24 protein-coding genes are annotated in these 26,419 nt (G+C 60.1%); 17 read left to right on the forward strand and 7 right to left on the reverse strand.

Going from position 1 to position 26,419, the window contains the following annotated elements; all coding sequences use genetic code 11:
* Window positions 1-147 precede the first annotated feature (147 nt).
* The 6 genes from petA (at window position 148) to DYL61_RS07230 (ending at window position 4,830) form a co-directional block, all read left to right on the forward strand.
* Window positions 148-744, forward strand: coding sequence for a ubiquinol-cytochrome c reductase iron-sulfur subunit (gene petA, locus DYL61_RS07205; protein WP_135307789.1), 597 nt, complete (start codon window positions 148-150; stop codon window positions 742-744).
* The gene (locus DYL61_RS07210) at window positions 744-1,955 is read left to right on the forward strand and encodes a cytochrome b (protein WP_017734511.1); all 1,212 of its coding nucleotides are present in this window, start codon (window positions 744-746) and stop codon (window positions 1,953-1,955) included. The genes petA and DYL61_RS07210 overlap by 1 nt, the downstream gene beginning before the upstream one ends.
* A complete protein-coding gene (locus tag DYL61_RS07215; protein WP_135307790.1) occupies window positions 1,955-2,737 on the forward strand; it encodes a cytochrome c1 in 783 nt (260 codons plus the stop codon). Before DYL61_RS07210 ends, DYL61_RS07215 begins: the two co-directional genes overlap by 1 nt.
* A gap of 146 nt (window positions 2,738-2,883) precedes the next feature.
* Window positions 2,884-3,501: a glutathione S-transferase N-terminal domain-containing protein gene (locus DYL61_RS07220; protein ID WP_105696195.1), complete on the forward strand. Its 618-nt coding sequence runs from the start codon at window positions 2,884-2,886 to the stop codon at window positions 3,499-3,501.
* A gap of 17 nt (window positions 3,502-3,518) precedes the next feature.
* Window positions 3,519-3,938, forward strand: a complete 420-nt coding sequence (locus DYL61_RS07225; protein ID WP_135307791.1) for a ClpXP protease specificity-enhancing factor — start codon at window positions 3,519-3,521, stop codon at window positions 3,936-3,938.
* Between the two features lie 142 nt (window positions 3,939-4,080).
* Entirely contained in the window at window positions 4,081-4,830 is a 750-nt protein-coding gene (locus tag DYL61_RS07230; protein WP_105696193.1) for a FadR/GntR family transcriptional regulator, read from the forward strand.
* 13 nt (window positions 4,831-4,843) lie between these two features.
* On the opposite strand, the gene DYL61_RS07235 is transcribed toward DYL61_RS07230, so the two are convergent.
* Entirely contained in the window at window positions 4,844-5,209 is a 366-nt protein-coding gene (locus tag DYL61_RS07235) for a hypothetical protein (protein ID WP_135307792.1), read from the reverse strand.
* A gap of 257 nt (window positions 5,210-5,466) precedes the next feature.
* Here DYL61_RS07235 and kdgD point away from each other — a divergent pair, with 257 nt between their 5' ends.
* From kdgD to DYL61_RS07260, 5 genes are all read left to right on the forward strand, one after another.
* The gene (kdgD, locus tag DYL61_RS07240; protein ID WP_135307793.1) at window positions 5,467-6,378 is read left to right on the forward strand and encodes a 5-dehydro-4-deoxyglucarate dehydratase; all 912 of its coding nucleotides are present in this window, start codon (window positions 5,467-5,469) and stop codon (window positions 6,376-6,378) included.
* Between the two features lie 54 nt (window positions 6,379-6,432).
* A complete protein-coding gene (locus tag DYL61_RS07245) occupies window positions 6,433-7,878 on the forward strand; it encodes an aldehyde dehydrogenase family protein (protein WP_135307794.1) in 1,446 nt (481 codons plus the stop codon).
* Between the two features lie 99 nt (window positions 7,879-7,977).
* Window positions 7,978-9,342, forward strand: coding sequence for an MFS transporter (locus DYL61_RS07250; protein WP_135307795.1), 1,365 nt, complete (start codon window positions 7,978-7,980; stop codon window positions 9,340-9,342).
* Window positions 9,343-9,353: 11 nt separating this feature from the next.
* The gene (garD, locus tag DYL61_RS07255; protein ID WP_135307796.1) at window positions 9,354-10,907 is read left to right on the forward strand and encodes a galactarate dehydratase; all 1,554 of its coding nucleotides are present in this window, start codon (window positions 9,354-9,356) and stop codon (window positions 10,905-10,907) included.
* 174 nt (window positions 10,908-11,081) lie between these two features.
* Window positions 11,082-12,023 (forward strand): AEC family transporter, encoded by a 942-nt coding sequence (locus DYL61_RS07260; RefSeq protein ID WP_105696188.1) that lies wholly within the window; start codon window positions 11,082-11,084, stop codon window positions 12,021-12,023.
* Between the two features lie 108 nt (window positions 12,024-12,131).
* Here DYL61_RS07260 and DYL61_RS07265 read toward each other — a convergent pair whose 3' ends face one another.
* The 6 genes from DYL61_RS07265 to gatC form a co-directional block, all read right to left on the reverse strand.
* Window positions 12,132-12,515: a carboxymuconolactone decarboxylase family protein gene (locus DYL61_RS07265; RefSeq protein ID WP_135307797.1), complete on the reverse strand. Its 384-nt coding sequence runs from the start codon at window positions 12,513-12,515 to the stop codon at window positions 12,132-12,134.
* Window positions 12,512-13,558 carry a calcium/sodium antiporter gene (locus DYL61_RS07270; protein WP_105696186.1) on the reverse strand — a complete coding sequence of 349 codons (1,047 nt, stop codon included), beginning with the start codon at window positions 13,556-13,558 and terminating at the stop codon, window positions 12,512-12,514. The genes DYL61_RS07265 and DYL61_RS07270 overlap by 4 nt, the downstream gene beginning before the upstream one ends.
* 58 nt (window positions 13,559-13,616) lie before the next feature.
* A complete protein-coding gene (locus tag DYL61_RS07275) occupies window positions 13,617-13,988 on the reverse strand; it encodes a septal ring lytic transglycosylase RlpA family protein (RefSeq protein WP_135307798.1) in 372 nt (123 codons plus the stop codon).
* Window positions 13,989-14,175: 187 nt separating this feature from the next.
* Window positions 14,176-15,621 carry an Asp-tRNA(Asn)/Glu-tRNA(Gln) amidotransferase subunit GatB gene (gene gatB, locus DYL61_RS07280; RefSeq protein WP_135307799.1) on the reverse strand — a complete coding sequence of 482 codons (1,446 nt, stop codon included), beginning with the start codon at window positions 15,619-15,621 and terminating at the stop codon, window positions 14,176-14,178.
* 10 nt (window positions 15,622-15,631) lie between these two features.
* The gene (gene gatA / locus DYL61_RS07285; protein ID WP_135307800.1) at window positions 15,632-17,083 is read right to left on the reverse strand and encodes an Asp-tRNA(Asn)/Glu-tRNA(Gln) amidotransferase subunit GatA; all 1,452 of its coding nucleotides are present in this window, start codon (window positions 17,081-17,083) and stop codon (window positions 15,632-15,634) included.
* A 16-nt stretch (window positions 17,084-17,099) separates the two neighbouring features.
* The gene (gene gatC, locus DYL61_RS07290) at window positions 17,100-17,387 is read right to left on the reverse strand and encodes an Asp-tRNA(Asn)/Glu-tRNA(Gln) amidotransferase subunit GatC (RefSeq protein ID WP_105696182.1); all 288 of its coding nucleotides are present in this window, start codon (window positions 17,385-17,387) and stop codon (window positions 17,100-17,102) included.
* Window positions 17,388-17,597: 210 nt separating this feature from the next.
* On the opposite strand from gatC, the gene mreB reads away from it, so the two are divergent.
* From mreB to DYL61_RS07320, 6 genes are all read left to right on the forward strand, one after another.
* On the forward strand, window positions 17,598-18,635 hold the full coding sequence (gene mreB / locus DYL61_RS07295) for a rod shape-determining protein MreB (protein ID WP_002555108.1): 1,038 nt from the start codon (window positions 17,598-17,600) through the stop codon (window positions 18,633-18,635).
* 140 nt (window positions 18,636-18,775) lie between these two features.
* Window positions 18,776-19,858, forward strand: coding sequence for a rod shape-determining protein MreC (gene mreC / locus DYL61_RS07300; protein ID WP_135307801.1), 1,083 nt, complete (start codon window positions 18,776-18,778; stop codon window positions 19,856-19,858).
* Entirely contained in the window at window positions 19,858-20,346 is a 489-nt protein-coding gene (gene mreD / locus DYL61_RS07305; protein WP_105696180.1) for a rod shape-determining protein MreD, read from the forward strand. The genes mreC and mreD overlap by 1 nt, the downstream gene beginning before the upstream one ends.
* Before the next feature lie 51 nt (window positions 20,347-20,397).
* A complete protein-coding gene (locus DYL61_RS07310; protein ID WP_135307802.1) occupies window positions 20,398-20,994 on the forward strand; it encodes a Maf family protein in 597 nt (198 codons plus the stop codon).
* A gap of 70 nt (window positions 20,995-21,064) precedes the next feature.
* Window positions 21,065-22,522 (forward strand): ribonuclease G, encoded by a 1,458-nt coding sequence (gene rng, locus DYL61_RS07315; protein ID WP_003171790.1) that lies wholly within the window; start codon window positions 21,065-21,067, stop codon window positions 22,520-22,522.
* A gap of 42 nt (window positions 22,523-22,564) precedes the next feature.
* Window positions 22,565-26,380, forward strand: a complete 3,816-nt coding sequence (locus DYL61_RS07320; RefSeq protein WP_135307803.1) for a YhdP family protein — start codon at window positions 22,565-22,567, stop codon at window positions 26,378-26,380.
* Window positions 26,381-26,419 lie beyond the last annotated feature (39 nt).

The raw sequence follows: 26,419 nt of genomic DNA on the forward strand, positions 1-26,419 counted from the left end.
ACAAGGCCTGGAACCCAACCTTCGGGTAATTCCCTTGTCAGAGTGTGGGCTTTTCATTACCATCCGACAAAATTTTTATAAGTAAAAGATTCAACACTTAGTAGACGCCTGATTTAACAGGCCAAAAAGCTGATGGGAGAGGACTGAATGAGCAATGACGGCGTGAATGCAGGCCGGCGTCGCTTCTTGGTAGCAGCCACATCCGTGGTGGGTGCTGCAGGAGCGGTGGGGGCTGCGGTCCCGTTCGTGGGGTCATGGTTTCCCAGTGCCAAGGCGAAAGCCGCAGGTGCACCGGTGAAGGTGAATGTCAGCAAGATCGAGCCAGGCCAGCAGATGATTGCTGAGTGGCGCGGCCAGCCGGTTTTCATCGTTCGTCGTACCGAGGAAATCCTGGGGAATCTTAAGAAAATCGAAGGTCAGTTGTCCGACCCCGAATCGAAGAACTCCGACCAACCCGCCTACGCCAAGAACGAAGTTCGTTCGATCAAACCAGAGATTTTGCTGCTGATCGGTATCTGCACCCACCTGGGTTGCTCGCCTACCTTCCGCCCGGAAGTTGCTCCTGCCGACCTCGGCAAGGACTGGGTCGGTGGCTACTTCTGCCCTTGCCACGGCTCCCATTACGACCTGGCCGGTCGCGTCTACAAGTCCCAGCCCGCACCCTTGAACCTGCCAGTTCCGCCACATCAATACGAGACTGACAGTGTCATTGTCATTGGCGTCGACGAGGGGGAGAAAGCCTGATGAGCAAGTTCATGGATTGGGTCGATGCGCGCTTCCCCGCCACTAAAATGTGGGAAGACCATCTCAGCAAATATTACGCACCAAAAAACTTCAACTTCTTCTACTTCTTCGGCTCCCTGGCGCTGCTGGTGCTGGTCAACCAGATTGTCACTGGTGTCTGGCTGACGATGAGCTACACCCCTTCGGCGGAAGAGGCGTTCGCCTCCGTCGAATACATCATGCGTGACGTCGAGTACGGCTCGATCCTGCGTCTGCTGCACTCTACCGGTGCTTCGGCGTTCTTTATCGTCGTCTATATGCACATGTTCCGTGGCCTGCTCTACGGTTCGTACCAGAAGCCCCGTGAGTTGGTGTGGGTCTTCGGCATGCTGATCTACCTGGCACTGATGGCCGAAGCTTTCATGGGTTACCTGTTGCCGTGGGGCCAGATGTCGTACTGGGGTGCCCAGGTGATCATCTCGCTGTTTGGTGCGATTCCGGTGATCGGCAACGACCTGACCCAGTGGATCCGGGGTGACTACCTGATCTCCGGCATCACCCTGAACCGCTTCTTTGCGTTGCATGTGGTGGCCTTGCCGATCGTGATCCTGGGCCTGGTGGTGCTGCACATTCTGGCGCTGCATGAGGTGGGTTCCAACAACCCGGATGGCGTGGATATCAAGAAGCACAAGGACGAGAACGGCATCCCGCTGGATGGCATTCCGTTCCACCCGTACTACACCGTCAAAGACATTGTCGGTGTCGTGGTGTTCCTGTTCGTGTTCTGCTCGATCGTGTTCTTTTTCCCGGAGATGGGTGGTTATTTCCTGGAGAAGCCTAACTTCGAACAGGCCAACGCCTTCAAGACCCCCGAGCACATTGCCCCGGTCTGGTACTTCACGCCGTTCTACGCAATCCTGCGGGCGATCCCCGACAAGCTCATGGGCGTGATCGCCATGGGCGCGGCCATTGCGGTGCTGTTCGTGTTGCCTTGGCTCGACCGAAGCCCGGTCAAGTCCATGCGCTACAAGGGCTGGCTGAGCAAGATCTGGCTGTGGGTGTTCTGCATTGCCTTCGTGATCCTGGGTGTATTGGGCGTATTGGCGCCAACCCCTGAGCGTACGTTGCTGTCGCAGGTCTGCACCTTCCTGTACTTCGCCTACTTCATTCTGATGCCGTTCTACACCCGGCTCGAGAAGACCAAACCGGTTCCGGAAAGGGTGACTGGCTGATGAAAAAGTTATTCGTTGCTTTGATCCTTGCGGCCCTGCCGCTGCTGTCTTTCGCTGCCGAGCACGGCGGTCCGGAGTTGGAAAAAGTCGACATCGACGTGTCCGACAAGGCTGCCATGCAGGATGGCCTGCGTACGTTTACCAACTATTGCATGGGCTGCCACAGCGCCAAGTTCCAGCGTTACGAGCGTGTCGCAGATGACCTGGGTATCCCTCATGAGGTGATGCTCAGCCACTCGGTGTTCACCGGCGCCAAGATCGGCGACCACATGAGCATCGGCATGCAACCTGCCGACGCCAAGACCTGGTTCGGCGCTGCGCCACCTGACCTGACCTTGGTAGCACGCGTGCGCGGCACCGACTGGCTCTACAACTACCTGAAATCCTTCTATGAAGACCCTGCACGCCCTTACGGCGTGAACAACAAAGTCTTCCCGAACGTCGGCATGCCCAACGTTCTGGTCGGCCTGCAGGGGCGCCAAGTGGTAGGATGCAAGCAGGTTCAGGTCGTTGAAGACGGCAAGAAGCAATATGATCCGCTGACCGGCACGCCTTTGACTCACGAAGCGTGCGATCAACTGACCATCCTGCCCAAGACCGGTACGCTGAACGAAGAGCAGTTCGACGAGAAGGTAAAAAATCTCGTGACCTTCCTGGCCTACTCGGCCAACCCGGTCAAACTGCAACACCAGCGCATCGGTACGTATGTCTTGCTGTACCTGGCTTTCTTCTTCGTATTCGCTTATCTGCTCAAACGCGAGTACTGGAAGGACGTGCATTGATCCAACCGTAAGCAATTGCTGTTAATCTTGCGCGCCCAGCGGCATCTCTGAACACGTAGCGACCTGGCTGAGCCGGTTGTTACAGAGATGCTCTCTGGGCGCGCTCGTTTTTGAGCTTTCGATAATTTCAAGCGAGGAGGACCGCCATGGGCGTGACCAATCGGTTGGCCTGTTACTCCGACCCCGCCGACCACTATTCCCACCGAGTGCGTATCGTGCTGGCAGAGAAGGGTGTCAGCGCCGAGATCATCAGTGTGGAGGCGGGCCGTCAGCCGCCAAAGCTGATCGAAGTGAACCCTTACGGCAGCCTGCCCACCCTGGTCGACCGTGACCTGGCGTTGTGGGAGTCGACCGTGGTGATGGAATACCTGGATGAGCGTTACCCGCATCCGCCTTTGCTGCCGGTCTACCCGGTGGCGCGTGCCAATAGCCGCCTGCTGATCCATCGGATCCAGCGTGACTGGTGCGGGCTGGTGGATGTGATTCTGGATTCAAAGACCAAAGAAGCCGTGCGCACGCAAGCGCGCAAGGAATTGCGTGAGAGCCTCACCGGTGTGTCGCCGCTGTTCGCCGACAAGCCTTTTTTCCTCAGTGAGGAACAAAGCTTGGTGGATTGCTGCCTATTACCCATACTCTGGCGCTTGCCGATTCTCGGTATTGAATTGCCGCGGCCTGCCAAGCCGCTGCTTGATTACATGGAGCGCCAGTTTGCGCGTGAGGCTTTCCAGGCGAGTCTGTCTGGTGTCGAACGCGATATGCGCTAAGGCTTAAGGAGCCGTTGATGAACTCCAGTCGACCTTACCTGGTCCGCGCGCTCTATGAGTGGATTGTGGACAACGATTGCACCCCGCACATGCTGGTCAATTCCGAATTTCCTGCGGTTCAGGTACCGCAGGGTTTTGCCAGCGACGGACAAATCGTGCTGAACGTATCGCCGAGTGCAGTGCGCCATCTGCACATGGACAATGAAGCGGTGAGCTTCGAAGGGCGTTTCGGCGGTGTGCCGCATACGCTATTTGTGCCGATTGGTGCCATCCTCGGGATCTACGCCCGTGAGAATGGCCAAGGCATGGTGTTCGATCTGGAGTCGCCTTTCGAGGATGACGAAACGATCGAAAGCGAAGACGGCGATGACCTGCCGCCACCGGATGCCGAGCCACCGCGCCCCAGCGGCCGGCCGAGCCTGAAAGTGGTGAAGTAACTGGCTTTCGCCGTTGGCTGAGTCTGGAAAATACCTCGACCTGTGTCGGGGTATTTTTTTGCCTAAACGGCCTGGAACGGTGATCGTACAACCGCCATGGGCTATCATGCGTGCTCAAGCTCACCGAGAAAGATGATTCATCATGGAAAACACCAACACCGCCCCTCGTCTTCCCCGCAAGCGTCGCAGCCTTGCCCAGGAATTGGTCACGGTGTTGTCCGAGCAGATCCGCGACGGTGAGCTCAAGCGCGGCGACAAGCTGCCCACCGAGTCGGCGATCATGGATGCCCACGGGGTCAGCCGCACCGTAGTGCGTGAAGCGATCTCGCGCTTGCAAGCGGCAGGGCAGGTTGAAACCCGCCACGGTATCGGCACCTTTGTGCTGGATACACCGAGCCCGAGTGGCTTTCGTATCGACCCTGCCACGGTCGTCACCCTGCGTGATGTGTTGGCGATCCTGGAACTGCGTATCAGCCTGGAAGTGGAATCCGCAGGTTTGGCGGCGTTGCGTCGCAGTGCTGAACAATTGGCCGCCATGCGCGCCGCCCTCGACGCCCTGAACGAAAGCGCAGCACACGACGGCGATGCAGTGGCCTCCGACTTCGCGTTCCACCTGGAAATTGCGCTGTCCACCGGTAACCGCTATTTCACCGACATCATGACCCACCTGGGTACTAGCATCATCCCGCGCACCCGCCTGAATTCGGCGCGCCTGGCCCACGATGACCAGCAGCACTACATGAGTCGCTTGAGCCGTGAACACGAAGAAATCTACGAGGCGATTGCTCGCCAGGATTCGGACGCGGCGCGTGCCGCCATGCGCCTGCACCTGACCAACAGCCGCGAGCGACTGCGCCATGCCCATGAAGAGGCAGAGGCGCAGCGGGGGTAGGTCGTCTTGCCCGTCAAACTTGAATGTGCAGCAGTAGGGGCGCTGATTCGAGTTGGGTTTCACGTTCGCCGCCGATGACCAGTTTGACCTCTACATCCTGGCCTTGGAGCGGTTTCAAAACGTCATCAGGGATAGTCTCGCCAGGCTCGTCAATCACTCCGGGATCGGCGTCAGGCCCCTCATCCTTGTAGACGCCTGAGCCCTCGCTACGCCAGATTTCAGTCCCTAGTTTAATCAAGACGGCATAGACACGGTCGTACGGTGTAAGGACTGTTGTGTCTGCAACCTTGAGAACCAGATCCTTGACCGGGACCACAGTGGCGCCGCTGGACGTTTTCTGATTGAGTTTTTTATCGAGTAGTGGCGCTGAAATGGTCATGGCAGTTCCTCCTAGAAGTATCACGGCCTGAGTTTTTGGCTCGTCTGCAATTAACCTACTGAACTGCCATGCGCATAACTGTTAGAAATAACAGTTGCGACCAACGGTCCCTAAGCCATTGACTCGTTGGCGCTTTAGAGGTGAGTGCCGAAAAATTGCTGTTGACGAATTTATTTATAGTTGTACGATGACGTACGACATCACCAAAACCAACAACAACCTTTCGCCAGAAAGTCTTTACCCAGGGTGTTCGAATAATGAATCCACAAGAACTGAAGTCCATCCTCTCCCACGGTCTGCTGTCTTTCCCGGTGACCGATTTCAATGCCCAGGGTGACTTCCACCAGGCGGGCTATATCAAGCGTCTGGAATGGCTGGCCCCGTACGGCGCCACCGCTTTGTTCGCTGCCGGCGGTACCGGTGAGTTTTTCTCTCTCGCTGCCAGCGAATACTCTCAGGTGGTCAAGACTGCCGTTGATACCTGCGCTTCCAGCGTGCCGATCCTTGCCGGTGTCGGTGGTTCGACTCGCCAGGCCATCGAGTACGCTCAAGAAGCTGAACGCCTGGGCGCCAAAGGCCTGCTGCTGCTGCCGCACTACCTCACCGAAGCCAGCCAGGACGGCGTTGCCGCCCACGTTGAAGCCGTGTGCAAGTCGGTAAAAATCGGTGTGGTTGTCTACAACCGCAACGTTTGCTGCCTGACCGCGCCGTTGCTGGAACGCCTGGCCGAACGCTGCCCGAACCTGATCGGCTACAAAGACGGCCTGGGTGATATTGAATTGATGGTCTCGATCCGCCGTCGCCTCGGTGATCGTTTCAGCTACCTCGGCGGCCTGCCGACTGCAGAGGTTTACGCTGCTGCCTACAAGGCCCTGGGCGTGCCGGTGTACTCCTCGGCGGTGTTCAACTTCATCCCTAAAACCGCGATGGACTTCTACCACGCGATTGCCAAGGACGATCACGCCACCGTTTCCAAGATCATCGACGACTTCTTCCTGCCGTACCTGGACATTCGTAACCGCAAGGCCGGTTATGCCGTGAGCATCGTCAAGGCCGGTGCAAAAATCGTTGGCTATGACGCAGGCCCGGTGCGCACCCCGCTGACCGACCTGCTGCCGGAAGAATACGAAGCCCTGGCCGCGCTGATCGACAAGCAAGGCGCGCAATAACTTATCAACAAGGCCGCTGAGCAATCAGCGGCCTTTTGCGTCAGGAGAAGATTCGTGTCCCAAGCTCAACGTTTTGATAACTACATCAATGGCCAGTGGGTGGCCGGTGCTGATTATTGCGTCAACCTCAACCCGTCGGAGTTGTCCGATGTCATTGGCGAATACGCCAAGGCTGATGTGGCCCAAGTCAACGCCGCCATCGATGCCGCCCGCGCTGCATTCCCGGCGTGGTCTACCTCCGGGATCCAGGCGCGTCATGACTCGCTGGATAAAGTCGGCAGCGAAATCCTCGCCCGCCGCGAAGAGCTCGGCACCTTGCTGGCTCGGGAGGAGGGTAAGACCCTGCCCGAAGCCATCGGCGAAGTGACCCGCGCCGGTAATATCTTCAAGTTCTTCGCCGGTGAATGCCTGCGTCTGTCCGGCGATTACGTGCCGTCGGTGCGCCCGGGCGTCAACGTTGAAGTGACGCGCGAAGCCCTCGGTGTGGTTGGCCTGATCACCCCGTGGAACTTCCCGATTGCAATTCCCGCCTGGAAAATCGCTCCGGCCCTGGCCTACGGCAACTGCGTGGTGATCAAACCCGCGGAGTTGGTGCCGGGTTGCGCCTGGGCCCTGGCAGAGATTATCTCCCGCGCCGGGTTCCCCGCCGGGGTGTTCAACCTAGTGATGGGCAGCGGTCGTGTGGTTGGCGATGTGTTGGTCAACAGCCCGAAAATCGATGGCATCAGCTTCACCGGTTCCGTGGGTGTGGGTCGTCAGATCGCCGTGAGCTGTGTATCGCGCCAGGCCAAAGTGCAATTGGAAATGGGCGGCAAGAACCCGCAGATCATTCTCGACGACGCCGACCTCAAGCAGGCCGTCGAGCTGGCCGTGCAGAGTGCGTTCTACTCCACCGGCCAGCGTTGCACCGCCTCCAGCCGCTTGATCGTCACCGCCGGTATTCACGACCAGTTCGTTGCGGCGATGGCTGAGCGTATGAAGTCGATCAAGGTCGGTCACGCGCTTAAAAGCGGCACTGACATTGGCCCGGTAGTTTCCCTGGCCCAGTTGGACCAGGACTTGAAGTACATCGACATCGGCCAAAGCGAAGGTGCGCGGTTGGTGAGCGGTGGCGGCCTGGTGACCTGCGACACCGAAGGTTACTTCCTGGCGCCGACGCTGTTTGCCGACAGCGAAGCCGCCATGCGCATCAGCCGTGAAGAGATCTTCGGCCCGGTGGCCAACGTGGTGCGCGTTGCGGACTACGAGGCGGCGCTGGCCATGGCCAACGACACCGAGTTCGGTTTGTCGGCGGGCATTGCCACCACGTCGCTCAAGTACGCCAACCACTTCAAGCGCCACTCCCAGGCCGGGATGGTGATGGTCAACCTGCCGACCGCCGGCGTGGACTATCACGTTCCATTCGGTGGCCGTAAAGGCTCATCCTATGGTTCGCGTGAGCAAGGTCGCTATGCGCAAGAGTTCTACACCGTGGTGAAAACCAGCTACATCGGTTCGTAATACGCAACACCTGATGGGGGCCAGATGCCTGCTGGTCCCCATGACAAAAAACAGAAAACCATTACCCGCAAAAAAAATAATTAGTGGGAGTACTTCTACATGCAAGCGACCAAGCCGACCCACGTCCGCTATTTGATCCTGCTCATGCTGTTCATTGTGACCACGATCAACTACGCCGACCGGGCCACCATCGCCATCGCGGGCTCCAGCCTGCAAAAAGACCTCGGCATCGACGCGGTCACCCTCGGTTATATCTTCTCTGCATTCGGATGGGCCTACGTGGCCGGGCAAATTCCCGGTGGCTGGCTGCTGGACCGATTCGGCTCGAAAAAAGTCTATGCCCTGAGCATCTTCACCTGGTCCCTGTTCACCGTGCTGCAAGGCTATGTCGGTGAGTTCGGCGTCTCCACCGCGGTGGTTGCGCTGTTTATGCTGCGCTTCCTGGTGGGCCTGGCCGAAGCGCCGTCCTTTCCCGGAAATGCCCGTATTGTGGCGGCGTGGTTTCCTACGGCTGAACGGGGTACGGCTTCGGCGATCTTCAATTCGGCACAGTACTTCGCCACGGTGTTGTTCGCGCCGCTGATGGGCTGGATCGTCTATAGCTTCGGCTGGCAGCACGTGTTTATCGTGATGGGCCTGATCGGCATCGTGTTCTCGGGCGTCTGGCTGAAAGTGATCTACAGCCCACGCCAGCACCCGATGATCAACGAAGCCGAACTCAACCACATCGCCGCCAATGGCGCGATGGTCGATATGGACCAGGACAAGGCCAAGGGCAAGAAAACCGACGGTCCGAAGTGGGATTACATCCGCCAACTGCTGACCAACCGCATGATGCTCGGCGTGTACCTGGGCCAGTACTGCATCAATGGCATCACCTACTTCTTCCTGACCTGGTTCCCGGTGTACCTGGTGCAGGACCGTGGCATGACCATCCTCAAGGCCGGCTTCATTGCCTCGTTGCCGGCAATCTGCGGATTTATCGGCGGCGTGTTGGGCGGGGTGATTTCCGATTACCTGCTGCGCAAAGGCCATTCCCTGACCTTCGCCCGCAAGGCGCCGATCATCGGTGGCTTGCTGATTTCCAGCAGCATCGTGGCGTGCAACTACGTGGATATCGAATGGATGGTGGTGGGCTTCATGGCGTTGGCCTTCTTCGGCAAAGGCGTTGGCGCACTGGGTTGGGCGGTGGTGTCCGACACCTCGCCGAAACAAATCGCCGGTCTCAGTGGCGGCTTGTTCAACACCTTCGGTAACCTGGCGTCGATCACCACGCCGATTGTGATCGGCTACATCATCAGCACCACCGGTTCGTTCAAGTGGGCCCTGGTGTTCGTCGGCGCCAACGCGCTGGTGGCGGTGTTCAGCTATCTGGTCATCGTTGGCCCGATCAAACGTGTAGTACTCAAAGAGCCGCCAACCAAGGGGCCTGAGTTGACCAACCTAACCGAAGCGCATTCCTGAGGGGCGATGTAATGCAGTTGATTGAACATGCCGACTCGCCGCGCTCCATTCGTTTGCACGAGCGCGACAACGTAGTGATCGTGGTCAATGACCAGGGCGTACCGGCCGGGACCGAGTTCCCGGACGGCCTGGTGACCGTGGATTTCATCCCCCAGAGCCACAAGGTGACCCTGGAAGATATCCCCGAAGGCGGTCAGATTATTCGCTACGGCCAGACCATCGGTTACGCCTTGGCGCCGATTCCGCGCGGCAGTTGGGTCCAGGAAGATCAACTGCGCATGCCGACTGCGCCGCCGTTGGACAGCTTGCCGCTGTCCACCGACGTACCGGAAACCCCAGCGCCGTTGGAGGGGTTTACCTTCGAGGGCTACCGCAACGCCGATGGCACTGTGGGTACACGCAATATCCTTGGTATCACCACCACGGTGCAGTGCGTCACGGGCGTGCTGGACCACGCGGTCAAGCGCATCAAGGACGAATTGCTGCCCAAGTACCCCCACGTCGATGACGTGGTGGCGCTGACCCACAGCTACGGCTGCGGTGTGGCAATCACGGCAACCGATGCCTATATCCCGATTCGCACCGTGCGCAATCTGGCGCGCAACCCCAACCTCGGCGGCGAAGCCTTGGTGATCAGCCTGGGCTGCGAGAAATTGCAGGCCGGGCAGGTGATGCACGACAACGACAGCTCGGTTGACCTGAGCGAGCCGTGGTTGTACCGGTTGCAGGATTCCAGCCACGGTTTTACCGAAATGATCGAACAGATCATGGAGCTGGCCGAGACGCGCTTGAAGAAACTCGACCAGCGTCGTCGCGAAACCGTGCCGGCCTCGGAACTGATCCTGGGCATGCAGTGCGGCGGCAGCGATGCGTTTTCCGGCATCACCGCCAACCCGGCACTGGGCTATGCCTCGGACTTGCTGTTGCGGGCGGGGGCGACGGTGATGTTTTCCGAAGTCACTGAGGTGCGTGACGCGATCTACCTGCTGACCTCCCGCGCCGAGAGCGAAGCCGTTGCCCAGGAGCTGGTCAGGGAAATGGACTGGTACGACCGTTACCTGGCCAAGGGTGAAGCGGATCGCAGTGCCAACACCACGCCGGGCAACAAGAAGGGCGGGTTGTCGAATATTGTCGAGAAGTCCTTGGGCTCCATCGTCAAATCCGGCAGCAGCGCGATCAACGGCGTGCTTGGTCCTGGTGAGCGCTTCAAGGGCAAGGGCCTGATCTTCTGTGCCACGCCGGCCAGTGACTTTGTGTGCGGCACCTTGCAACTGGCGGCGGGCATGAACTTGCATGTGTTCACCACCGGTCGTGGTACGCCATACGGGCTGGCGATGGCGCCGGTGGTGAAGGTGTCGACGCGAACCGAACTGGCGCAGCGCTGGCCGGACCTGATCGACATTGATGCCGGACGCATCGCTACCGGGCGGGCGAGCATTGAGGAATTGGGGTGGGAGCTGTTCCACTTCTACCTGGATGTGGCCAGCGGCAAGCAGCAGACGTGGGCGGAGCGGCACAAGCTGTATAACGACATTACGTTGTTCAATCCTGCGCCGATTACCTGAGACCGTGTCGCGGCCATCGGGGGCAAGCCCCCTCCCACACTTGACCGATTTCCAACATGAGAATGCGGTCGAATGTGGGAGGAGGCTTGCCCCCGATAGCGGTCTAACAGGCACTGCGCGTCCGCATGGCTTATCATTAGCCACCTAACGACGCTCACCAAGGTTCTCCCCGGCATGCTGGCTATTTTCCTCACCACCCTCACGATCACCGCGCCGGTGTTTGCCATGCTGTTTCTGGGTGTGCTGCTCAAGCGCATCAACTGGATCAACGACAACTTTATCCACACCGCTTCCTCGCTGGTGTTCAACGTCACCATGCCGGCGTTGCTGTTTCTGGGCATCCTGCATGCCGACCTGCACTCGGCGCTCAAGCCGGGGTTGCTGATCTATTTCGCCGTTGCCACCTTGCTCAGCTTTGCCCTGGCCTGGGGCTGGGCGATCTTCAAGTGCAAGCGTGAAGACCGGGGTATCTACACCCAGGGCGCGTTTCGCGGCAATAACGGCGTGATCGGTTTGGCGCTGGCCGCCAGCATGTATGGCGATTACGGTATTTCCCTCGGCGCGATCCTCGCGGCGCTGGTGATCCTGTTCTACAACACGCTGTCGACCATTGTGCTGGCGGTGTACAGCCCGGTGATCAAGTCCGACCCGTGGAGTATCTTCAAAAGTGTGATCGCCAACCCGCTGATCATCAGCGTGATCGCCGCCACGCCGTTTGCGGTATTTCAAATCGGCTTGCCCGGTTGGCTGGAATCTTCCGGCAAATACCTGGCAGACATGACCTTGCCCCTGGCGCTGATCTGCATCGGAGGCACCTTATCCCTGGCGGCATTGCGCAAAAGCGGCAGCATGGCGCTGAGTGCGAGCCTGGTGAAGATGATCGGGTTGCCGCTGGTGGCTACGTTCGGAGCTTGGCTGCTGGGGTTCCGGGGGCCGGAGTTGGGGATTCTGTTTCTGTACTTCGGCGCGCCGACGGCGGCCGCCAGTTTTGTGATGGCCAGGGCGGCAGAGGGCAATCATGAGTTGGCGGCGGCGATCATTGTGATCACCACGTTGATGGCGGCGGTGACCACCAATATCGGGATTTTTGTGTTGCAGGCGGGGGGCTGGATCTGAATTTTGTGGTGTGTGTTAGGGCCAATCGGGGGCAAGCCCCCTCCCACATTTGATTTGTGAATACATTCAAAGGTGGGAGGGGGCTCGCCCCCGATAGCTATCTAACAGTCACCGCTGATCCGCCTGATACGCCTCAATCACTTCCTGCGCCGCCCGAAACGCATCAATCGCCGCCGGCACACCGGCATACACCGCGCAATGCAGCAACGCCTCGCGAATCTCTTCTACCGTGCAGCCATTGTTCAGTGCGCCGCGCACATGTCCCTTGAGCTCCTGCGGGCACTTGAGCGCAGTGAGGGCGGCCAGGGTGATCAAGCTGCGGGTCTTGAGCGGCAAACCGTCGCGATTCCACACACTGCCCCAGGCATGTTCGTTGACGAAGTCCTGCAGCGGCTGGGTGAATTCGGTGGCATTGCCCAAGGCGCGGTCGACGAACACATCGCCCATCACCTGGCGACGCATTTCAACCCCGGGCTTTTTGTTATCGGTCATTGCGATTCCCTCTTGTGTTGACGGCGCCAGGCTCGCAGCGTGCTGAACAACAGGAAAGCCACCAGCACTGGCAGGACGTAATACAGCATCAGGTGTTCAAGCCGGGTGGCCAGCGGCATGCCGGTGGTGAACGCCATCACGTGCAGCCCGTAGGCCAGGTACAGGCCCAGGAACACCAGGCCTTCGGCGCGGGTCACGCGGTACCCGATATAGAACACCGGCAGGCACAGCACGGTCGCGGTGAGCATCACCGGCAGGTCGAAGTCCAGGGCGTTGGGCGACACCGACAACGGCGAGGGCGCTACCAGGGCGGTAAAGCCCAGCACCCCCAGCAGGTTGAACAGGTTGCTGCCGATCACGTTGCCGACGGCGATTTCCCGCTCGCCGCGCACGGCGGCAATCAGTGAGGTGGCCAGGCAGGGCAGTGAGGTGCCGACGCCGATCAGGGTCAGGCCGATGATGCGTTCCGACAGGCCCAGGTCGCTGGCCACGTCCACCGCCGCACCCAGCAGCAAATGCCCGGCCAGCACCAGGATCAACAGGCCGACGAGCATCAGCAGCACACTGCTCAGCCACGGTGCGCGGGCGACGGTATCCAGCGTGCGCGGTCGGCGGGAGTGGCGAGTCTGGTAATGCAGCACGCCAAGATAGGCGATCAGGGCCGCGAGCAAGATCAGGCCGTCGACGGGGGTGAGTGCTTCGTTCGCCGCCAGCACAAACACCAGCAGCGCGGCGAGGATCATCACCGGGATATCCAGGCGCACCAGTTGGCGTGAGACCCGCAGCGGAATGATCAGCGCCGACAGGCCCAGGGTCACCAGGATGTTGAAGATACTGCTGCCGATCACGCTGCCCACGGCGATATCGGTATTGCCGGCCAGGGTGGCTTGCAGGCTGACGGTCATCTGCGGTGCGCTGCTGCCGAAGGCGACGACGGTCAGGCCGATAATCAATGGCCGCACCTTGAGGCTGGCCGCCAGGCGCACGGCGGCGCGCACCAGGATCTCGGCGCCGCAGATCAGCAGCACCAGGCCACTGACCAATTCCAGCAGGCTCCAGGGGGAGAGGGCGGTTAATCCGAAAATGGCCGGGCCTCCATCGTCAGTTGCTCATGGCTTGCACGCGTACCCGCGCGGTGCCGCTGCTGATCATGCCCAGTTGCTCGGCGGCCTTGCGTGAAAGGTCGATCAAACGCCCACGGGTATGCGGGCCGCGATCATTGATGCGCACCACCACGGATTTGTCGTTGTTGAGATTGGTCACCTTGACCTGGGTGCCGAACGGCAATCGCCGATGAGCGGCGGTCAGGGCGTTCTGGTTGAAGGGTTCACCGCTGGCGGTCTTGTTGCCATGGTGCTTGGCGCCGTAATAGGACGCGGTGCCGGTTTCGTCATAGCCGTTGGGGTCGATGACACCGCTGGCGCAACCGGCCAACAGGGAAAAAAGAGCCAGGAGGCCAATTAGGCGCTTCATTCAAGGTATTCCGATATCAAAGGTGGCAGGGACTTATGTGGGAGGGGGCTTGCCCCCGATAGCGGTGTGTCAGCTAAATAATCATCAACTGACACACTGCAATCGGGGGCAAGCCCCCTCCCACACAAGCTGTTCCCACAGTGGGTCCGAGTCGAGCATGAAATCTCACTCGGACCATTCATTGCTGTCAGCCTTCGAGCTTGCTTTTCAGCAATTCGTTCACCTGTTGCGGGTTGGCCTTGCCTTTGGAGGCTTTCATCGCCTGGCCGACAAAGAAGCCGAACATCTTGCCGCGCTTGGCTTCGTCTGCCGCACGGTACTGTTCGACCTGCTCGGCGTTGGCCGCGAGCATTTCGTCCAGCACCGCGGAGATGGCGCCGCTGTCGGTGACTTGCTTGAGGCCGCGTGTCTCGATGATCTCGTCGGCGCTGCCCTCACCGCTGGCCATCGCTTCGAACACGGTCTTGGCGATTTTGCCGGAGATGGTGTTGTCCTTGATGCGCAGCAGCATGCCGCCCAACTGCTCGGCGGTGACCGGCGCTTCGTCGATTTCCAGGCCCTGTTTGTTCAGCAGGCTGCCCAGCTCAACCATCACCCAGTTGGCCGCCAATTTGGCGTCACCGGCGATGCTCACGACTTTTTCGAAGTAGTTGGCTTGCTCGCGGCTGGAGGCCAAGACGCTGGCATCGTAGACCGACAGGCCGAACTGCTCCTGGAAGCGCTCGCGTTTCTGCTGCGGCAATTCCGGCAGGGTGGCGCGGATGTCGTTGAGGAACGAGTCCTCAAGCACCACCGGCAACAGGTCCGGATCGGGGAAGTAACGGTAGTCGTTGGCTTCCTCTTTGCTGCGCATGGCGCGGGTTTCGTCTTTGTTCGGGTCGTACAGGCGGGTCTGCTGGATGACCTTGCCGCCGTCTTCGATCAGCTCGATCTGGCGCTGTACTTCGCTGTTGATCGCCTTCTCGATGAAACGGAACGAGTTGACGTTCTTGATCTCGCAGCGCGTACCGAACTCGACCTGGCCCTTTGGACGGATCGACACGTTGCAGTCGCAACGCAGCGAACCTTCGGCCATGTTGCCGTCGCAGATGCCCAGGTAGCGCACCAGCGCGTGGATCGTCTTGACGTAGGCCACGGCTTCCTTGGCGCTGCGCATGTCCGGCTCGGAAACGATTTCCAGCAGCGGCGTGCCGGCACGGTTGAGGTCGATACCGGTGGCGCCCGGGAATTCTTCGTGCAGGCTCTTGCCAGCATCTTCTTCCAGGTGGGCGCGGGTCACGCCGACACGTTTGATGGTGCCGTCTTCCAGCGGGATATCCAGGTGGCCTTTGCCAACAATCGGCAGTTCCATCTGGCTGATCTGGTAGCCCTTGGGCAGGTCCGGGTAGAAGTAATTCTTGCGCGCAAACACGTTGTGCTGGCCGATCTCGGCGTCAATCGCCAGGCCGAACATCACCGCCATGCGCACCGCTTCCTGGTTCAGCACCGGCAGTACGCCGGGCATGCCCAGGTCGACCAGGCTGGCCTGGGTGTTCGGCTCGGAACCGAACGTGGTGGCGCTACCGGAGAAAATCTTCGATTGGGTGGCGAGCTGGGTATGAATCTCCAGCCCGATCACAACTTCCCATTGCATAGTGTTCTCCTCAGAAGCCGGTAGGGGTGCGGGTGTGCCAGTCGGTGTTCAACTGGTACTGGTGCGCCACATTGAGCAGGCGGCCTTCCTGGAAATACGGGGCGAGCAGTTGCACGCCGACCGGCAGGCCATCGACGAAACCGGCGGGCATGGACAAGCCCGGCAGGCCGGCGAGGTTGGCGGTGATGGTGTACAGGTCTTCGAGGTACGCGGCCACCGGGTCGCCGTTCTTGGCGCCGAGCTTCCAGGCCGGGTTCGGCGTGGTTGGGCCGAGGATCACGTCGACCTGTTCAAACGCTGCCATGAAGTCGTTCTTCACCAGGCGACGGATTTTCTGCGCCTTGAGGTAGTACGCATCGTAGTAACCGGCCGACAGCGCGTAGGCACCGACCATGATGCGGCGTTGGACTTCGGCGCCGAAGCCTTCGCCACGGGAGCGCTTGTACAGGTCGGTGAGGTCTTTCGGGTTTTCGCAGCGATAGCCGAAACGCACGCCGTCGAAACGCGACAGGTTCGATGAGGCTTCTGCTGGCGCGATCACATAGTACGCAGGAATCGCGTGCTGGTTGTTCGGCAGGCTGATTTCCTTGATCACGGCGCCGAGCTTTTCCAGCTCCTTGACGCTGTTGTGCACCAGCTCCGCAATGCGTGGGTCGAGACCGGCGCTGAAGTATTCCTTCGGCACGCCGATGCGCAGGCCCTTGATCGAGGTGTTGAGGCTGGCGCTGTAGTCCGGCACCGGCTCATCGATGCTGGTGGAGTCCTGTTGATCGAACCCGGCCATGCCTTGTAACAAAATCGCGCAGTCTTCGGCGGTGCGCGCCAAAGGGCCGCCCTGATCGAGACTGGAGGCGTAGGCGATCATGCCCCAGCGGGATACGCGACCGTAGGTCGGCTTCAAACCGGTAAGGTTGGTGAACGCCGCAGGTTGGCGGATGGAGCCGCCGGTGTCGGTGGCCGTGGCCGCCGGCAGGAAGCGCGCCGCAACGGCGGCAGCCGAACCACCGGATGAACCGCCAGGCACGTGCTCCAGGTTCCACGGGTTTTTCACCGCGCCGTAGTAGCTCGATTCGTTGGCCGAACCCATGGCGAATTCGTCCATGTTGGTCTTGCCCAGGGTCACGGCCCCGGCGGCAGCCAGCTTGGACACCACGGTGGCGTCGTAGGGCGCCTTGAAGTTGTCGAGCATCTTCGAGCCGCAGCTGGTGCGAATGCCCTGGGTGCAGAACAAATCCTTGTGGGCGATAGGTGCGCCCAGCAATGCACCCGTTTCACCATTGGCGCGACGCACGTCGGCGGCCTTGGCCTGGCTTAGGGCCAGCTCCTCGGTGAGGCTGATGAAGCTGTTGACCTTGGGATCGTGCTCGGCGATGCGCGCCAGCAGGGTCTTGGTCAGCTCTTCGGAAGAAAACTTTTTGTCGGCGAGACCGCGGGCGATCTCGGCCAGAGTCATGTGATGCATGAAAGGCTCTTTCCCTTTAGTCGATGACTTTCGGAACCAGGTACAGGCCGTTTTCGACCGCTGGCGCGATGGACTGGTAAGCCTCGCGGTTATTGCGCTCGGTCACGACGTCGGCGCGCAGGCGCTGACTGGCTTCCAGCGGGTGAGCCAGGGGCTCGATGCCGTCGGTATTCACGGCCTGCATTTGGTCAACCAGCCCGAGAATGCTGTTCAGGGCTGCGGTGGTCTGTGGAAGATCGTCTTCATTCAGGCCAAGCGAGGCCAGATGCGCGATTTTTTCCACGTCGGAGCGTTCAAGCGCCATGGGATTCTCCAGTGGAAAACAGAACGGAGGGCGTCCGTGTGTTAGATTGTCGGAACACTACCGCATTTCTACGGTCATATGGCCGCGATTGTGGGGGTTGGTGCACAGAAAGTCGGCCAATTTAGCACATTGGCGCCTTGCCCAAAATCCCTGTCGTTGTTAGAGTTTGCCGCACTTTTTTACCCACGCGTTGCCTAGGGTCCTTTCCCCATGTTCAAGAAACTGCGTGGCATGTTTTCCAGCGATCTTTCCATTGACCTGGGCACTGCCAACACCCTTATTTACGTGCGCGAGCGCGGTATCGTCCTGAATGAGCCATCGGTTGTGGCTATTCGGACCCATGGTAATCAGAAAAGTGTCGTTGCCGTCGGCACCGAGGCCAAGCGCATGCTCGGCCGTACACCAGGCAATATTGCTGCCATTCGTCCGATGAAAGACGGCGTGATCGCCGACTTCAGCGTCTGCGAAAAGATGCTGCAGTACTTCATCAACAAGGTTCACGAAAACAGTTTCCTGCAGCCCAGCCCTCGTGTGCTGATCTGCGTTCCGTGCAAGTCCACCCAGGTTGAGCGTCGCGCCATCCGTGAATCGGCCCTCGGTGCCGGTGCCCGTGAAGTGTTCCTGATCGAAGAGCCAATGGCTGCTGCGATCGGTGCCGGCCTGCCGGTTGAAGAAGCCCGCGGTTCGATGGTGGTGGATATCGGTGGTGGTACCACTGAAATCGCCCTGATCTCCCTGAACGGTGTGGTGTATGCCGAATCCGTCCGCGTGGGCGGCGACCGTTTCGACGAAGCGATCATCACTTATGTGCGTCGTAACTACGGCAGCCTGATCGGTGAATCCACCGCAGAGCGCATCAAGCAGGAAATCGGTACTGCCTACCCGGGCGGCGAAGTGCGCGAAGTCGATGTTCGCGGCCGCAACCTGGCCGAAGGCGTTCCACGTGCCTTCACTCTGAACTCCAACGAAGTGCTGGAAGCTCTGCAAGAGTCCCTGGCCACTATCGTTCAGGCTGTGAAGAGCGCCCTGGAGCAATCGCCGCCGGAACTGGCTTCCGACATCGCCGAGCGTGGCCTGGTGTTGACCGGTGGTGGCGCCTTGCTGCGTGACCTCGACAAACTGCTGGCCCAGGAAACTGGCCTGCCGGTGATCGTCGCCGAAGACCCGCTGACCTGCGTTGCCCGTGGCGGTGGTCGTGCACTGGAAATGATGGATAAACACACCATGGACCTGCTCTCCAGCGAATAAGTCATTGCTGTTGAGCCCATGTTTCGCCCGCAGGCAGCACTTTGCAGTGCTGCCTGTTGGCGTTTATCTTCTTCAATCTGCATCCAGGCCGGTTAGATGCCGTATGAATAAAGAAAACATTTGCCTGGGAGGAGCGGCTTATTAAACCGCTTTTCACCAAAGGCCCCTCATTGGGCGTGCGCCTGTTGGTGCTGGTCGTGCTTTCGGTCGCGCTGATGGTGGTCGATGCGCGCTTTGCGCTGCTCAAGCCGGTGCGTAGCCAAATGTCGCTGGTGTTGATGCAGACTTACTGGATCACCGACCTGCCGCAACGTCTCTACCAGGGCGTGGCCAGCCAATTCGGCAGCCGCACCGAACTGGTCGCCGAGAACGAAAAACTCAAGACCGAAAACCTGCTGTTGCAGGGGCGCATGCAAAAGCTCGCGGCCCTCACCGAGCAGAACGTTCGGCTGCGCGAGTTGCTCAATTCTTCCGCATTGGTCAACGAAAAGGTCGAAGTGGCCGAGTTGATTGGTATGGATCCGAATCCCTTTACCCATCGCATCATCATCAACAAGGGTGAGCGCGACGGCGTAGTGCTGGGTCAACCGGTGCTCGACGCCCGTGGCCTGATGGGCCAGGTGGTCGAGTTGATGCCCTACACCTCGCGAGTATTGTTGCTGACGGACACCACCCACAGCATCCCCGTGCAAGTGAACCGCAACGGCCTGCGTGCGATTGCCAGCGGCACCGGCAACCCGGAGCGCCTGGAATTGCGTCACGTCGCCGACACCGCCGACATCAAGGAAGGCGACCTGCTGGTCAGCTCCGGCCTTGGCCAGCGTTTCCCGGCGGGTTACCCGGTGGCGACGGTGAAGGAAGTGATCCACGATTCCGGCCAGCCGTTTGCCATCGTGCGTGCGGTGCCGACTGCCGCCTTGAACCGCAGCCGCTACCTGCTGCTGGTGTTCAGCGACAACCGTACCCCCGAAGAGCGCGCCAATGACGCCGCCCAGGCCCAGGAAGCGGAAGACAAGCAAAACGGTGTCGCGCCGATCGTGCCTGCAACGGTGCCGAAGCCGGCATTCGTGGGCCCACCTGCGCCGCCTGCTACTGCGGCGCCCGTGGCAACCCCCGTCAAGCCTGCGGCCCACAGCACGCGTGCGACTAAACCACCGGCCACAACGCCAGCCGCCAAGCCACCGGCAACCGCCCCGGCCACCACACGGCAGAGGGAGGAATAATGGCCAGTACCCATTCGCGTAATGGCTGGATCGTCTGGCTGACCTTTGCCATCGGCCTGTTGCTCAGCGTTTCGCCGCTGCCGCAATTCATGGAAATCCTGCGCCCGCTCTGGCTGGCGCTGTTGCTGGCGTTCTGGTCGCTGAACCTGCCGCATAAAGTCGGCATGGTCACGGCGATGTTCCTGGGCTTGGCGGAAGATGTGCTCTATGGCACTTTGCTGGGTCAGAACGCGTTGATCCTGACCTTGATTACGTTCCTGGTGTTGTCGTTGCAACAGCGCTTGCGCATGTTCCCGATGTGGCAACAGTGCCTGGTGATCCTGGTGATTTTCGGTCTGGCGCAGTTGGTGCAGTTGTGGCTCAGTGCCTTGACCGGCAACCGTCAGCCGACCTTGGCGTTGGTACTGCCAGCCTTGGTCAGCGCGCTGCTGTGGCCTTGGATCAGCTTCGGTCTACGTGGGTTACGTCGTCGCTATAAAATCAATTGAATGGATTGCGAGGCTCTGCCTGGTTATCGAGCCCCACAGGGAGAGTCTGCAATGAATTCGCTTTATCTGGCCTCGGGCTCCCCGAGGCGGCGTGAACTGCTGACCCAGATCGGTGTGCCTTTCACCGTGGTCAGTGCCGCTATTGATGAAACCCCTCTTACCAATGAATCAGCCGTTTCCTATGTCGAGCGCCTCGCGCTCGGCAAGGCATCGGCAGGTTTTGCTGTGCTCGGCAACACCGCCGGCGCCTGTGTGCTGGGCGCCGATACCGCCGTGATCGTAGACGGCAAGATCCTCGGCAAACCCGTGGACCAAGCCGATGCACTGGCAATGTTGATGGCCCTGGCGGGGCGAGAACATGAAGTGTTGACCGCCATTGCTCTTACGGACGGCCAGCGCACCGAGACCGTTTGTGTAAGCAGTCGTGTACGTTTTCGCGGCATTTCTGTCGAGGAAGCTACAACCTACTGGCACAGTGGCGAACCGCAGGACAAGGCGGGCGGCTATGCTATTCAAGGGTTGGGCTCGGTGTTTGTCGCCGGTCTCAATGGCAGTTATTCCGCCGTGGTAGGCCTGCCGGTGTGCGAAACCGCGCAACTGCTCAAGCAATTCGGCATACCCTGTTGGCAAAACCTTACCGCGCGCTGATCGCTTTACCTGCGCGCCCAGCCATAAGCGATCGGTCACTATTGTGAAAACGCCTGAACGAGACCCAGCCATGAGTGAAGAGATTCTGATCAATATCACGCCGATGGAATCACGCGTGGCGGTGGTAGAGAACGGTGTTCTGCAGGAAGTGCATGTCGAGCGCACCCAGAAGCGTGGGATTGTCGGCAATATCTATAAAGGCAAGGTCGTGCGCGTATTGCCGGGCATGCAGGCGGCATTCGTCGACATCGGCCTGGACCGCGCCGCGTTTATCCATGCTTCGGAAATTTCCCTGCGTGAAGGCCCGGCGGTAGAAAGCATCAGCGCCCTGGTGCATGAAGGGCAGAGCCTGGTGGTGCAAGTCACCAAGGACCCCATCGGCTCCAAAGGCGCACGCCTGACCACGCAATTGTCGATTCCATCGCGCTACCTGGTGTACATGCCGCGCACTGCCCATGTCGGTATTTCCCTGAAGATCGAAGATGAAGGCGAGCGCGAGCGCCTGAAAAAAGTCGTCAGCGACTGCGTGGCCGCCGAAGGCATCAAGGAAGCGGGCGGGTTTATCCTGCGTACCGCCGCCGAAGGGGCGGGTGCGGATGAGATCCTGATGGACATCCGCTACCTGCGGCGCCTGTGGGACCAGATCGGCGCACAGATCAAGACCATTGGCGCGCCCAGCGTGATCTATGAAGACTTGGGTCTGGCCCTGCGCACCCTGCGCGACCTGGTCAGCCCGAAGATTGAGAAAATTCGCATCGACTCGCGGGAAACCTTCCAGCGCACCACGCAATTTGTTGCCGAGTTGATGCCGGAAATTGCCGACCGCCTGGAACACTACCCTGGTGAGCGTCCGATCTTCGACTTGTACGGCGTCGAAGACGAAATCCAGAAAGCCCTCGAACGCAAGGTGCCACTCAAGTCCGGCGGCTACCTGGTGGTCGACCCGGCGGAGGCCATGACCACCATCGACGTCAACACCGGCGCGTTCGTGGGCCATCGCAACCTCGAAGAAACCATCTTCAAGACCAACCTCGAAGCCGCCACCGCGATTGCCCGACAACTGCGCCTGCGCAATCTAGGCGGCATCATCATCATCGACTTCATCGACATGGAAGATGAAGAGCACCAGCGCCAGGTGCTGCGCACCCTGGAGAAACAACTGGAGCGCGATCACGCCAAGACCAATATCATCGGCATCACCGAGTTGGGCCTGGTGCAGATGACCCGCAAGCGCACCCGTGAGAGCCTGGAACAAGTGCTGTGCGAGCCGTGCAGCAGTTGCCAGGGGCGCGGCAAGTTGAAGACTCCGGAAACGGTTTGCTACGAGATTTTCCGGGAAATCTTACGAGAGGCACGAGCCTATCAGGCTGAAGGTTATAGAGTGCTCGCCAACCAGAAAGTGGTCGATCGGTTGCTGGACGAAGAGTCCGGTAACGTTGCCGAATTGGAAGGGTTTATCGGACGCACGATTCGTTTCCAGGTCGAAACCATGTATTCCCAGGAACAATACGACGTGGTGCTGCTCTGATCCCCATTCGCTTAACTATTTCTGCCTTGAGGGTCGCCTGACATGGAGCGTCTTATACGCTTTTTTGCCGCCCTGACCCGTTGGGGCCTGGGCCTCAGTGCTTTGTTTCTGGTCTTGGCGGCGGTGTACGTGAGCCTCGGGCGCGAATTGACCCCGCTGGTGGCCGAATACCGCGCCGAAGTTGAAGCCAAGGCCCAGGCTGCGGTGGATATGCCCGTGCACATCGGTAGCCTCGAAGGTCGCTGGAGTGGTTTTGCCCCCGTCTTGCTGGCCCACGACGTGATGGTCGGCGAGGGCAGCAGTGCCCTGCGCCTGGACCAGGTCGAAGTGGTGCCGGATATGTGGGCGAGCCTGATGGCGCGCGAAGTGCGCATCGCCCATTTGAATGTGAGTGGCCTGCAACTCAGCGTCAAGGAAGACAAGGACGGCCACTGGGCGCTGCAAGGGTTGCCGGTACAGGACGACCAGCCGCTGGACCCGGAGCAGGTGCTCACGCGCATGCAAATGGTCAAGCGCGTGTCGCTGCTCGACAGCCAGGTCACCTTGCAACCCTTCGACCAGGCGCCGAAGACCTTGACCTATGTGGGCCTGAGCCTGCACACCGGCATGACCCGCCAACGCCTGGACGCACGCGTGACCCTGCCGGATGGCCAGCCCCTGGCCGTGAGCCTACGAACGCGCATTCGCGCCAGCCAATGGAAGGACGCTGAAATCCAGGCTTACCTGAGCCTGCCGCAGAGCGATTGGGCCAAGTGGATCCCGGCCAAGTTGACCCAGCAATGGAAGCTCACGCAGTTCAAGGCCGGCGGCGAATTCTGGCTGACCTGGGCCAAAGGCACCGTGCAAAACGCGGTGGTGCGGCTTAATTCGCCACAAGTGAAGGGCAGCTACGCCGACCGCAAGCCGGTGCATATCGAGAATCTCGCCCTGACGGCCTACCTGCAACGCAGTGAGACCGGCCTTAAGGTGCTGTTTGATTCGTTGGCGATGAACCTCGGGGATACCCGTTGGGAATCGCACCTGCAATTGCAGCAAACCTTGGCCACTGACAAAGACCTGGAAGTCTGGAAACTCCAGGCCGACCGTCTGGACCTGACCCCTGTCACGCCGTTGCTCAATGCCCTGGCGCCGCTGCCGGAAGGCTTTGCCAAAACCATCGAACACCTGAAAGCCACCGGGGTGTTGCGCAACGTGCTGGTGGATTTCCGCCCGCAGGACACCACCGACCAGAAAGTCAGTTTTGCCGCGAACCTGGAGCGCATCGGTTTTGACGCCTACTTCGGCGCACCGGCGGCGCGTAATGTGTCCGGCAGCATCAGTGGTGACCTGGGCCATGGCGAACTGCGCATGGACAGCAAGGATTTCTCCCTGCACCTCGACCCGATCTTCGCCAAGCCGTGGCAGTACATCCAGGCCAATGCACGGCTGACATGGAAGCTGGATAAAGAAGGCTTCACCCTGATCGCCCCGTACATCAAGGTGCTCGGCGAGGAGGGCAAGGTGGCGGCCGACTTCCTGATCCGCCTGCACTTTGATCATAGCCAGGAAGACTACATGGACCTGCGGGTCGGTATGGTCGATGGCGATGGACGCTTCACGCCCAAATACCTGCCGGCCGTATTGAGCCCAGCGTTGGATGAATGGCTGCGCACGGCGATTCTCAAGGGCGCGGTGGATGAAGGTTTCTTCCAGTACCAGGGCTCGCTGAACCACGATGCCTTACCGGCATCGCGCAATATCAGCCTGTTCTTCAAGGTGCATGACGCTGAGCTGGCGTTCCAGCCGGGCTGGCCCCACGTCAGCAAGGTCAAGGGTGAGGTGTTCGTCGAGGAAAGCGGCGTGCGCATCCTGGCCAGCAAGGGCCAGTTGCTCGATACCAAGGTCAAGGACGTCTACGTCAATATTCCCCATGCGCCGGCGGGCAAGGACAGCCATCTGCTGCTGACCGGTGGTTTTGCCGGCGGCCTGGGGGATGGTTTGAAAATCCTGCAGGAAGCGCCGATTGGTACGGCGTCGACGTTTGCCGGTTGGAAAGGCGAGGGTGACCTGCAAGGCAGCCTGGACCTGGATATTCCGCTGGCCAAGGACGCCGAGCCGAAAATCGTGGTGGACTTCAAGACCGATAAATCCCGCCTGCAATTGGCCGAGCCGACCCTGGACCTGACCCAGCTCAAGGGCGACTTCCGTTTTGACAGCGCCAAGGGGCTGAGCGGCCAGAACATTACCGCCCAGGCGTTTGATCGGCCGATCACTGCGCAGATCGCCGCCGATGGCAAACCCGGCAAGATCAGTACGCGGGTGACTGCCAAAGGCCAGGTTACGGTCAAGCGGCTGACAGATTGGTTGAAAATCACCCAGCCATTGCCGGTGTCCGGCGACATCCCGTATCAGTTGCAGCTCAACCTGGACGGGGCCGATAGCCAATTGATGGTCAGCTCCAATCTCAAGGGTGTCGCCGTGGACTTGCCGGCACCGTTCGGCATGCCGGCCAGCCAGGGGCGTGACAGCGTGTTCCGCATGACGTTGCAGGGCTCCGAGCGCCGCTACTGGTTCGATTACGGCGAACTGGCCAATTTCACCTTTGCTGCGCCGCCGGACAAGTTCGGCGAGGGTCGGGGTGAGTTGTTCCTCGGCGATGGTGACGCGCTGCTGCCGACGACCAAGGGCTTGCGTATTCGTGGGGTGTTGTCGGAACTGGATATCGACCCTTGGAAGAAACTGGTGGACCGTTACGCGGGCAATGATCCGGGTGGCAGCGCCAAGCAACTGCTCAGTAGCGCCGACTTCAAGGTGGGCAAGCTGACCGGCTTTGGCACCCAGTTCGACCAGGTCAAATTGCAGCTCGACCGCAAGCCAGCAGCGTGGGGCTTGCAGCTCGACAGCCAGCAAGCCAAGGGCAGCGTCAACCTGCCGGACGCCAAGGGCGCACCGATTGCGGTCAACCTGCAATACGTGAAGTTGCCGGCGGTGGACCCGACGGCACAGGCTGACGAGAACGCGCCGGATCCTTTGGCGGGTATCGACCCCAAGGATATTCCCGCGCTGGATATCGCCATTGACCAACTGTTCCAAGGGCCAGACCTGGTGGGCGCCTGGTCGCTGAAGATCCGCCCGACCGCCAAGGGCCTGGCCTTCAATAATCTGGACCTGGGCCTCAAGGGCATGCAGCTCAAGGGCGCTGGAGGTTGGGAGGGTTCGGCCAGCGACAGCAGCAGTTGGTACAAGGGCCGCCTGGACGGCAAGAATATTGGTGATGTGCTCAAGGGCTGGGGTTATGCGCCGACCGTCACCAGCCAGGATTTCCACCTGGATGTAGATGGCCGCTGGCCCGGTTCGCCGGCGTATGTCGGGCCTAAGCGTTTCTCCGGCAGCCTGGATGCATCGTTCCGTAACGGTCAGTTCGTGGAAGTGGACGGGAGCGCCCAGGCCCTTCGGGTATTTGGGTTGCTGAACTTCAACTCCATCGGGCGGCGTTTGCGCCTGGACTTCTCGGACCTGCTCGGCAAGGGCTTGAGCTACGACCGGGTCAAGGGTTTGCTGGCGGCCAGCAATGGCGTGTTCGTTACCCGCGAACCCATCACCATGACCGGGCCGTCGACCAACCTGGAACTCAACGGCACCCTGGACCTGGTGGCCGACCGAGTCGACGCCAAGTTGCTGGTCACCTTGCCGGTCACCAACAACCTGCCGATTGCCGCGTTGATCGTCGGCGCGCCGGCCATTGGTGGTGCGTTGTTCCTGATCGACAAGCTGATCGGTGATCGGGTTTCGCGCTTTGCCAGTGTGCAATACACGGTACAGGGCCCGTGGAAGGATCCGAAAATCACCTTCGACAAGCCATTTGAAAAACCAAACTGAGAGCCTGTGGAGTAGCATGGCCGCATGCCCATTACGGAG

This window comes from Pseudomonas nabeulensis, from assembly GCF_004682045.1.
Lineage (GTDB): Bacteria > Pseudomonadota > Gammaproteobacteria > Pseudomonadales > Pseudomonadaceae > Aquipseudomonas > Aquipseudomonas nabeulensis.

Bases quoted from the DNA above. Each gene is read 5' to 3' on its own strand.
- petA (WP_135307789.1), top strand. From the start codon at position 148: ATGAGCAATGACGGCGTGAATGCAGGCCGGCGTCGCTTCTTGGTAGCA.
- DYL61_RS07275 (WP_135307798.1), bottom strand. From the start codon at position 13,988: ATGAAGCGCCTAATTGGCCTCCTGGCTCTTTTTTCCCTGTTGGCCGGT.
- garD (WP_135307796.1), top strand. From the start codon at position 9,354: ATGCAGTTGATTGAACATGCCGACTCGCCGCGCTCCATTCGTTTGCAC.
- mreB (WP_002555108.1), top strand. From the start codon at position 17,598: ATGTTCAAGAAACTGCGTGGCATGTTTTCCAGCGATCTTTCCATTGAC.
- DYL61_RS07235 (WP_135307792.1), bottom strand. From the start codon at position 5,209: ATGACCATTTCAGCGCCACTACTCGATAAAAAACTCAATCAGAAAACG.
- DYL61_RS07265 (WP_135307797.1), bottom strand. From the start codon at position 12,515: ATGACCGATAACAAAAAGCCCGGGGTTGAAATGCGTCGCCAGGTGATG.
- mreD (WP_105696180.1), top strand. From the start codon at position 19,858: ATGGCCAGTACCCATTCGCGTAATGGCTGGATCGTCTGGCTGACCTTT.
- DYL61_RS07220 (WP_105696195.1), top strand. From the start codon at position 2,884: ATGGGCGTGACCAATCGGTTGGCCTGTTACTCCGACCCCGCCGACCAC.
- DYL61_RS07250 (WP_135307795.1), top strand. From the start codon at position 7,978: ATGCAAGCGACCAAGCCGACCCACGTCCGCTATTTGATCCTGCTCATG.
- kdgD (WP_135307793.1), top strand. From the start codon at position 5,467: ATGAATCCACAAGAACTGAAGTCCATCCTCTCCCACGGTCTGCTGTCT.
- DYL61_RS07230 (WP_105696193.1), top strand. From the start codon at position 4,081: ATGGAAAACACCAACACCGCCCCTCGTCTTCCCCGCAAGCGTCGCAGC.
- DYL61_RS07215 (WP_135307790.1), top strand. From the start codon at position 1,955: ATGAAAAAGTTATTCGTTGCTTTGATCCTTGCGGCCCTGCCGCTGCTG.
- DYL61_RS07210 (WP_017734511.1), top strand. From the start codon at position 744: ATGAGCAAGTTCATGGATTGGGTCGATGCGCGCTTCCCCGCCACTAAA.
- DYL61_RS07310 (WP_135307802.1), top strand. From the start codon at position 20,398: ATGAATTCGCTTTATCTGGCCTCGGGCTCCCCGAGGCGGCGTGAACTG.
- gatB (WP_135307799.1), bottom strand. From the start codon at position 15,621: ATGCAATGGGAAGTTGTGATCGGGCTGGAGATTCATACCCAGCTCGCC.
- gatA (WP_135307800.1), bottom strand. From the start codon at position 17,083: ATGCATCACATGACTCTGGCCGAGATCGCCCGCGGTCTCGCCGACAAA.
- DYL61_RS07225 (WP_135307791.1), top strand. From the start codon at position 3,519: ATGAACTCCAGTCGACCTTACCTGGTCCGCGCGCTCTATGAGTGGATT.
- DYL61_RS07320 (WP_135307803.1), top strand. From the start codon at position 22,565: ATGGAGCGTCTTATACGCTTTTTTGCCGCCCTGACCCGTTGGGGCCTG.
- DYL61_RS07260 (WP_105696188.1), top strand. From the start codon at position 11,082: ATGCTGGCTATTTTCCTCACCACCCTCACGATCACCGCGCCGGTGTTT.
- rng (WP_003171790.1), top strand. From the start codon at position 21,065: ATGAGTGAAGAGATTCTGATCAATATCACGCCGATGGAATCACGCGTG.
- gatC (WP_105696182.1), bottom strand. From the start codon at position 17,387: ATGGCGCTTGAACGCTCCGACGTGGAAAAAATCGCGCATCTGGCCTCG.